The sequence below is a fragment of the Clostridium sp. UBA4395 genome, from assembly GCF_002390995.1.
GTDB classification, from domain to species: domain Bacteria; phylum Bacillota; class Clostridia; order Clostridiales; family Clostridiaceae; genus Clostridium_J; species Clostridium_J sulfidigenes.
The window spans coordinates 44,316-53,470 of the sequence record NZ_DGRF01000083.1; the positions used below are offsets into that span (position 1 = coordinate 44,316).

The window sequence follows — 9,155 nt, forward strand, 5'->3', positions numbered from 1 at the left end:
AGGAAAAATAATGGGAAAATTATATGTAGTAGGAATCGGTCCAGGAGGACTTGATTACATGACAATTAAAGCTGTAAAGGCTATAGAAGAAAGTGATATAGTAGTAGGATACACAAAGTATATAGAAATGATAAAGCCACTTTTAGATAGTAAGAAAGTTTATTCTACAGGAATGATGGGTGAAGAGGCAAGATGCCAGGAAGCTTTAAGATTAACTAGTGAAGGAACGGTAGCTGTAGTGAGTACAGGAGATGCTGGAATCTATGGTATGGCTGGGTTAATTCTTGAAATGAAAAAGGATGAAGAAGTAGAGGTAATCCCAGGGGTTACAGCATCATCTTCAGCAGGATCAATAGTTGGAGCTCCACTTATGCATGATAACTGCAACATAAGCTTAAGTGATTTAATGACTCCATATGAAGATATAAAGAAGAGAGTTAAGCTTGCAGCAGAAGGGGATTTTATAATATCTCTTTATAATCCAAAGAGTAAGGGAAGACCTCACTACTTAAGAGAAGCTATAGATATAATAAAGGAATATAGAAATGAAGATACACCAGTTGCTATTGTTAAGCATGCTTTAAGAGAAGGTCAAGAAGCTACAGTTTGCACTATAGGAACTTTTGATGATTCTATAGTAGATATGATGACTATGGTTATTATAGGAAACACTAAGAGTTATATAAAAGATGGATTATTTATAACTCCAAGAGGATATAAATTAGAAAACAAGTAGACATTAAGGGGGAGAATTACAATGATAGCTTTAATAGTAGGTACATCAGAGGGAAAGGTAATTCTTTCCCATCTAAATAAATATACAGATAACATTTTAGTATCCACAGCTACAACCTATGGTGGAGAGCTTTTAGTGGATTATAAATATAAAATATTAAATGATAAACCTTTAGTTTATGAAGAGTTAAAAGCATTATTTATGAAAAGTGGTGTAAGGGTAATTGTAGATGCATCTCATCCCTATGCAGTTCAAATAAGTGGAACAGCTATGAAGATAGCAAAGGACATGGGCATAGAGTATGTAAGGTATGAAAGACAAAGTACTTTAGATACGTTACCTAAAAATGATTTGATAATAGAGGTGCCAACCTATGAAAAATTAGGAGAAGCCCTAAAAGATATAGATGGATGTATTTTAAATACTACAGGAAGTAGAAATATAGATAAGATATTAGATTTAAAACTTGAAAATAGAATAGTTCATAGAGTGCTACCTTCTTTAAAAGTTATGGAGGAAGTATTTGCGTTAGGTGTTAGAGTGGAGAATTTGATATTCATAAAAGGACCTATAGGCTATGAACTAAATAAAGCCTTTATAAAAGAATATGATGGTAAGGCTTTAATAACAAAGGACAGTGGTCCACAAGGTGGAACTTATGAAAAAATAAAGGCTGCCATAGACATGGGAATTAAAGTTTTTGTAGTAGAAAGAAAGACCATGGATTACGGCATTGTCTTTAATGATGAAGAAAAATTAAGTCACTATATCTGTAGCAATAAGGCATCTTCAAAAAATAAATAAGTTAGAATGCTCGTCTATTTTGTGTTATACTGCGTCAACAGAACCCTTAGATAGTTCTACTATCTGCGGAACCTGTTTCCTTGTCTAACTCAAAATATACTTCCCATCTTTGACTTATTATTTATTTTTAGATGCCTAAAGAAAATTATTAATAACATTTCAAAGTATAATGAAAGACTCGGGTGACGGTGGGAGTAACTTTTTTATACAAAACAAAAAGTTATGTTATAGATTGTATACTAATATATTTAAAGTGCACGTTAAGTATATTACTTATAATCACATTAATTAGCTACAGTTAAGTATATAGAAATTTAAATATAAGCAATGCTAGCGGTATTATATTTAAATTAAATCAATTTTACTAAATATAAGGGGGAAAAATTATGAATAAATCAAGTATTACTAAAAAATCATTTGTATTTATATGGGCATTAGCACTATTCTTTACAGTGCCTAAATTAGCTTATGGTATGCATATTGCAGAAGGGTTTTTACCAATGGCTTGGTGTGCTTTTTATTTTGTAGCATGCATTCCATTTGTAGCATTAGGAATTAGAGATATAAGAAAAAAAACAATGAGTAGCAAGGATTTAAAAATGCTATTAGCATTGATTGGGGCTTTTGCTTTTGTATTATCAGCAATGAAATTACCTTCTGTTACAGGAAGTTCATCACATCCAACAGGTACAGGTCTTGGAGCAATGATATTTGGACCATTTGCTATGTCTGTGGTTTCTATAGTAGTTCTTTTATTCCAAGCACTTTTCCTAGCGCATGGAGGATTAACAACTTTAGGAGCTAACGTTTTATCAATGGGTATTGCAGGACCGATAGTAGCCTTTGCAATTTATAAAGTATTTAAAAATAAAAATAAAAAATTAGCAATATTCCTTGGTGCAACTTTAGGGGACTTAGCAACATACCTAGTTACATCCATTCAACTTGGACTTGCATTCCCAGCTACTACAGGTGGATTTGCAGCGGCATTTATAAAGTTTGTATCAATATTTGCTATAACTCAAGTTCCACTTGCTGTAGTAGAAGGAATAATAACTGTTATGATATTTGACTTTATAGAAAAACATGCCTCTGAGGAGTTATTAGAAGTTGGAGGTGTAAGATAATATGAAAAAAAATATAGGATTAATTTTATTATGTATAGCAATTGTGGTAGGATCTTTATTCTTAGGTAGAAATGGTGAATTTAATGGTGCTGATGGAGAAATTGAAGTTAAAATCCAAGAATTAAATGGAGATTATGAGCCTTGGGCAGCGCCTATGTGGGAACCACCATCAGGAGAAATTGAAAGCTTCCTTTTCTGTTTACAAGCAGCAATTGGGGCTGGATTCATAGGATACTACATTGGTGTTAAAAAAGGAGCTTCAAAGAATAAGGGAGCTAAGACTAATATAGGTGGAAAAGTGAAAGAATGTTAAGGACAGTACTTTCATATTCAAAGCTAAGTAAATTAGCAAATATTCATCCTATAGAGAAAATAATTTTATGTATATTACCAATAATAGCACTTAGTTTTAGTACTAGGTGCTATCCTTTGGTTATAAATATAATTTTTTTTCTTGTACTTCATATTGTTTATAAGAACCCTATGCATATAGTAAAACACTTTGTAGAGGCAACTTTTTTATTTGCTTTAGTTTCTTCTATAACCTTTGTATTTGATTATGGATGGTATAGTACTTTAATACTTATATTAAAGGCGGTGTCTGGGGGGATATCCGTTAGTTTTTTAACTTTAACTACACCTACAGATCATGTATTTTATATATTCTCTAAGATAAGTTGGCTTAGAGATATTTGTGATATAGGAAAGTCTATGGAGAGATTTTTAATACTTATAGATGATGAATTTCAAACATTACGGAAGAGTATGTTATGTAGAGGCGCCTTTGGTGGTTTTAAGAATAAGGTTAAGGATTCAGGAAGTCTTGCTGCTTTACTTTTTATTAATACTTTAAAACGTTGGAAAGAAATTAAGGATGGAATTAACAGTAGAGGCTATAGAGGAAATATTTATTATGGCTTTGAAGAATTCAGTTTGTCATATAAAAGAATATCTATAATAGTAGGATATATTACATTTCTTATTATTTTGGTGAGTATACCTAAGTGGTTTTAGAAGCTGGGTATACTTTTTATTTTTTTGATAATTCTCTTAATTTAATATAGAATTTTGTAGTTTATATGGTTAAAGGTATATACTATATAATATAGGTTGTAAAAAAATATAAATTAAAGTATAGAACTTAAAAGGACAAAAAATAGGAAAAATCCTCCTGAAGTAAATAGAAAGAAATTTCCTATATAAGATAAATATAAAAGATTAAGGATTTAATAATTGATAACTATTATCAATAAATTCATATTACTATAATATTTTACATATGTCAATATAATTGAAAATAATTTTCAATTAAAAATTAATGTATTTAGTAAACATACTTGTTAATATATTATTAAGAGGAGACTTGTAATACATTTATATAAATAAATTTAAAAAAACATGTGGGATATGGATAATAAATTAATTAAAAAATGATTGGGGTAATTTAGAAAATGAGATATGTTAATTTAGAAGAATTGAAAGAGCTCCCAGGTTTTAATAACATAGATGAAAATACTTTAAGAAAGTTATCTAATATTACTAGAGTCACTAGGTATGAAAAGGGGAAGGTACTATTTAGAGATAAGGATATTGTAGATAATATCTACATAGTATTAAAGGGAAAAGTATCACTATATAAGTTCAATGAAAAGGGTCAAAAAAAGGTTATATTTATATTGGGGCTAGGTGATCTTATAAATGAAGTTATATTACAAAGTTCTACTGCATCTATAAATTGTGAAACCATAGAGGACTCTCAAATAATGTATTGTAACACTATGGAGCTTTTACAAGTCATGGAATCAGACTTTGAGTTTACAAAAATGGTACTGTCATCTTTATCTTTAAAAGTAAGAAGAATGTATAGACAATTTAAAAATACTACTGGAGTTTTAAATATGGGAAAGAGAGTTGCATCAAAGCTTTGGAAACTAGGTAGGGATTATGGGGTAGCTGATGACAATGGTATATTAATAGATATGGAGATTAGTATAACCTATCTAGCAGACTTATTTGGAGCACAAAGGGAGACCATATCAAGGGCATGTAAAGAACTTAGTGAATTGGGATTAATTGAATACAATAATAAAAAATTTATAATAAAAAATAAAGAAAAACTTTTAGAATATTTTAAAGCACCGTGATTTTTATCACGGTGCTTTAAATTTTATAAGCCTATAATGAAGCTATAATTATAAAAGAGGGAAGGGATTTATTATGGTTTGTGGAGATTTTAACAAAGTATGTGCAGCTGGTAAAACAAAGATGCAATTGTTAAATGAAAACCCTATAGGATATTTTATTTCTTCTATATTGGCGGGATTATTTATAGGATTAGGTTCTATTCTTATCTTTACCATAGGAGGTCAACTGACATCAGCAGGTTCAGGTGCTGTAAAGATTGTTATGGGATTAGCTTTTGGTGGAGCATTGAGTCTAGTTATAATGGCAGGGGGGGAATTATTTACAGGAAATAACTTTGTACTAGCATCAGCATCCCTAAATAAGGATGTACCATGGGAAGGTACTATGAAGCTATGGTTAGTATGTTTTTTAGGAAATCTACTAGGTTCAATTATAGCAGGAGTAATGTTTAAATTATCAGGTTTAGCTACAGGTAGTGTCGGTGAATACATTGCAAAGGCATCAGAAATAAAAATGACAATACCACTTATACCATTATTTTTCCGTGGAGTATTTTGCAATATATTAGTGTGTTTAGCAGTTTGGTGTGGATTTAAATGCAAAGAAGAAGTAGCAAAATTAATTATGATATTTTGGTGCTTATTTATTTTTATTACAGTAGGATTTGAGCACAGTATCGCTAATATGACAGTATTAACAATAGGTTTATTATCACCTTTTGATGCTTATGTCACCATAGGTGGATATATATATAATATTTTAGTTGTAACACTTGGTAATATGGTTGGAGGTATTTTCTTCGTAGCTCTTCCATACTACATTATATCAAGAAAAAAAGTAAATTAGAGGTGAATTATGGGTTACAAATTATATTTAGAAAAATTCAATGAAATTTTAAAAGAGCTTTCATCAGAGTATATAATATATGCTCCTATATTAATTAAAGGTGGTGCAAACTTTTCCGATACAGACAGGGTTAGATATGGGCAAATATCAAAGGTTGAAGATATAGTATTTGATGAAAAATCTCATTTTTCCTTTAAGGAAGTGTTATTACCACAATCTGAAACTCTACTTTATTTTACTGAAGATGAAGTAAAGGAAGCAGCCCCTAAATCTAAAGGGTCAATAGTATTTTTAAGAAGTTGCGACTTACATGCTGTAAAAAGAATGGATGATATATACTTAAGAAATGGCTTTGAAGATTACTATTACAAAAGACTTAGAGAGAATACAAAATTCATATTGATGGGGTGTGAAAGAACCTTTGAAAATTGTTTCTGTGTAGATATGGGAACTAATAAATCAAATAATTATGATGGATACATTAGGGTAGAAAATCATGAAGTTTACTTTGATAGTAAATGTGAAACTTTTGACATTTTATTAGAGAAAAATGAGGCTGATACTTTAGAGGTAGAACCTAAATTTATTTCTGAAAACAATGTTACCGTTAACATTACAGAAGAACTTAGTCTAGATGTTATGAAATCCACCATGTGGGAGGAATATAATCAAAGATGCATTGCTTGTGGTCGTTGTAATTTTGTCTGTCCTACATGTACTTGCTTCACTATGCAAGATATTTTCTATCAAGATAATAAAAATGTAGGAGAGCGTAGAAGAGTATGGTCTTCCTGTCAAGTGGATGGATTTACTGATATGGCTGGAGGACATAGTTTTAGACAAAATAAGGGTCAAAGAATGCGTTTTAAGGTGCTACACAAAGTATATGATTACAAGAAAAAATGGGGTTACCATATGTGTGTAGGCTGTGGTAGATGTAATGATATATGCCCGGAATACATTTCATTTAGTAACTGTATTAATAAATTGCAATCAGCATGTGATGAGGTGAAATAGATGAATAAGAATGAATATATACCTTTTATTTCAGAAATAAAGGAAGTAATAAAGCATACAGAAATTGAGTATACCTTCAGAATGAGCTATATTGGTGATGTGAAACCAGGACAGTTCTTTGAAGTATCAATACCTAAATATGGAGAAGCACCTATATCAGTAAGTGGTATTGGAGAAGGAACTGTTGATTTAACAATACGTAAGGTAGGAAAGGTTACTGATGAAATATTTAGTAACTATGTAGGTGATAAATTATTTTTAAGAGGACCCTATGGAAATGGTTTCGATATAGATAATTATAAAGATCATGAAGTTATTGTAGTAGCTGGAGGTACAGGACTTTCTCCAGTAAGAGGAATTGTGGACTATTTTGGTAATAATCCACAGGATGCTAAAAAGTTTTCTCTAATTTGTGGATTTAAATCTCCTGAAGATGTTTTATTTAAAGAAGATATTAAGAGATGGAATAACACCATGGAATTAATTCTTACTGTAGATAAGGCAGAGGAGAGCTATGGAGGAAATGTTGGAATGGTGACTAAGTACATTCCAGATATGAAGATAGATGATATTAATGATGTACAAGTAGTTGTGGTAGGACCACCAATTATGATGAAGTTTACTGTGGCTGAATTCTTAAAAAGAGGAATTCTAGAAAAAAATATTTGGATTTCTCAAGAGAGAAAAATGTGTTGTGGTATTGGAAAATGTGGACATTGTAAGATAGATGATACGTATATATGCCTAGATGGACCTGTGTTTAACTATACAAAGGGCAAAGAGTTAATAGATTAATTGGAGGTGAATTACATGGATATAAACACTAAAAACCTAAAAAAGAATGCATTTAGGGTTACAAAAAGAAGAGGATATACAGCATCAAGAATTCGTGTTCCAGGGGGAAAGATGGATGCTAAATATTTAGCCATGATTCAAGAGATTGCAGAAAAATACGGTGATGGAACTGTAAACATTACTATGAGGCAAGGCTTTGAAGTACCAGGTATTAGCGTTGGAGATATAGATAAAGTAAATGAATTATTGCAACCAATCATTGAAGGATTAGAAATTAATCAAACAGATGAAGGAAAGGGTTACTCTGCAGCTGGAACTAGAAATATATCTGCCTGTGTAGGAAACAATATCTGCCCATATGCTAATTACAATACAACGGAATTTGCAAAGAAGATAGAAAAGGCCATCTTCCCCAATGATTTACACTTCAAAGTAGCTTTAACAGGATGTTCTAATGACTGTGGAAAAGTTAGACTAAATGATTTTGGAATAATAGGGATGACAGAACCTCAATATGATATAAATAAATGTGTATCCTGTGGAGCTTGTATAAGAGCATGTACAAAGAAATCCACTGGAGCATTAACTATGAATAACTACAAAGTCCAGCGTGATCATAAGAAGTGTATAGGGTGTGGAGAGTGTGTAATAGCATGTCCAACTGATGCATGGACTAGAAGCAGAGAAAAATATTATAAGCTTGTACTTTTAGGTAGAACAGGAAAGAAAAATCCACGTTTAGCTAAGGATTTTATAGCTTGGGTAGACGAAGAGAGTATAATAAAAATAATCTGTAACACCTACAGCTATGTTAAGGAATATATAGATAAGGATGCACCAGGTGGTAAGGAACATATAGGATATATTGTAGATAGAACAGGATTCCCAGAATTTAAAAAGTGGGCAATGGAGGGAGTTAAGCTTTCTGATAAAACTGTTGTTCAAGAAACCATGTATTGGGATGGAATTAAGTATTAAAAATTATTAATTAATCTCAAAAGAGGCTATGAGAATAATTATTTTCACATAGCCTCTTTAAAATTACTCCAAGGAATTCTTTCTTTTTTTCATAAATTTATAAGCTAAGAATCCAAAACAAATTACAAGAATAGCTATGGTTACGATAGAGTAATCTTTCAAAATCTTTTGAATTAGGTCAGTATTTTCACCTAAAAAATATCCTAAAGATATAAGAATTATGTTCCAAATAGTTATACCCCCAAGGGAGTATAATATAAATTGAGAATAACTCATTTTTACAGCCCCTACAGCTAGTGATATGTAAGTTCTAGTTAAAGGGAATAATCTACTTAGAAACACAGCAGGTTTTCCATACTTATCAAGAAATAAATCTAACTTATTGAAACTCTTTTTTGCACCAGATGATTTACTACAAAGCCAATTTATTATAGGAGAACCTCCAAAGTATCCAATGATATAGCAAAGAGTTGAACCAATTAATCCTGCCCCAGTACTAAGAAGAATAACTCCAATAAAGCTAAAGTTACCATAAGAAGCTAAAAGACCTATAAAAGGTAACAGTACTTCACTAGGCAATGGAAAACAGGAATATTCTAAAAATACCGCTAAGAATACACCAGGATATCCAAATCCTTGTATAGTAGTTATTATTGTATTTAAAAAATCATTTACAAAATCCATATAAGCACCTTGTATAATGAACT

11 protein-coding genes are annotated in these 9,155 nt (G+C 31.0%); 10 read left to right on the top strand and 1 reads right to left on the bottom strand.

All coding sequences use genetic code 11. The annotated features are described in order from the left end of the window. The first annotated feature begins 10 nt into the window (after nt 1-10). From cobJ to asrC, 10 genes are all read left to right on the top strand, one after another. Nucleotides 11-736 carry a precorrin-3B C(17)-methyltransferase gene (gene cobJ / locus B2694_RS16090; RefSeq protein WP_346886604.1) on the top strand — a complete coding sequence of 242 codons (726 nt, stop codon included), beginning with the start codon at nt 11-13 and terminating at the stop codon, nt 734-736. Nucleotides 737-757: 21 nt separating this feature from the next. After that, nucleotides 758-1,540: a cobalt-precorrin-6A reductase gene (locus B2694_RS16095; protein WP_346886605.1), complete on the top strand. Its 783-nt coding sequence runs from the start codon at nt 758-760 to the stop codon at nt 1,538-1,540. Nucleotides 1,541-1,926: 386 nt separating this feature from the next. Continuing rightward, on the top strand, nt 1,927-2,667 hold the full coding sequence (locus tag B2694_RS16100; RefSeq protein ID WP_346879760.1) for an energy-coupling factor ABC transporter permease: 741 nt from the start codon (nt 1,927-1,929) through the stop codon (nt 2,665-2,667). Between the two features lies 1 nt (nt 2,668). After that, nucleotides 2,669-2,980 (top strand): energy-coupling factor ABC transporter substrate-binding protein, encoded by a 312-nt coding sequence (locus B2694_RS16105; protein ID WP_346886606.1) that lies wholly within the window; start codon nt 2,669-2,671, stop codon nt 2,978-2,980. Further along, nucleotides 2,974-3,681, top strand: a complete 708-nt coding sequence (locus B2694_RS16110; RefSeq protein ID WP_346886607.1) for a CbiQ family ECF transporter T component — start codon at nt 2,974-2,976, stop codon at nt 3,679-3,681. The genes B2694_RS16105 and B2694_RS16110 overlap by 7 nt, the downstream gene beginning before the upstream one ends. A gap of 437 nt (nt 3,682-4,118) precedes the next feature. Next, on the top strand, nt 4,119-4,811 hold the full coding sequence (locus B2694_RS16115; protein WP_035129674.1) for a Crp/Fnr family transcriptional regulator: 693 nt from the start codon (nt 4,119-4,121) through the stop codon (nt 4,809-4,811). 73 nt (nt 4,812-4,884) lie between these two features. Continuing rightward, nucleotides 4,885-5,658, top strand: coding sequence for a formate/nitrite transporter family protein (locus B2694_RS16120; RefSeq protein ID WP_346886608.1), 774 nt, complete (start codon nt 4,885-4,887; stop codon nt 5,656-5,658). A 9-nt stretch (nt 5,659-5,667) separates the two neighbouring features. After that, nucleotides 5,668-6,675 (top strand): anaerobic sulfite reductase subunit AsrA, encoded by a 1,008-nt coding sequence (gene asrA, locus B2694_RS16125; RefSeq protein WP_346886609.1) that lies wholly within the window; start codon nt 5,668-5,670, stop codon nt 6,673-6,675. After that, the gene (asrB, locus tag B2694_RS16130) at nt 6,676-7,470 is read left to right on the top strand and encodes an anaerobic sulfite reductase subunit AsrB (protein WP_346886610.1); all 795 of its coding nucleotides are present in this window, start codon (nt 6,676-6,678) and stop codon (nt 7,468-7,470) included. A gap of 15 nt (nt 7,471-7,485) precedes the next feature. Continuing rightward, nucleotides 7,486-8,448, top strand: coding sequence for a sulfite reductase subunit C (gene asrC / locus B2694_RS16135; RefSeq protein ID WP_346886611.1), 963 nt, complete (start codon nt 7,486-7,488; stop codon nt 8,446-8,448). 63 nt (nt 8,449-8,511) lie between these two features. Here the strand turns inward: asrC and B2694_RS16140 are convergent. Then, nucleotides 8,512-9,155: DedA family protein (locus B2694_RS16140; protein WP_346886612.1), on the bottom strand; the 644-nt coding region annotated here is incomplete at its 5' end.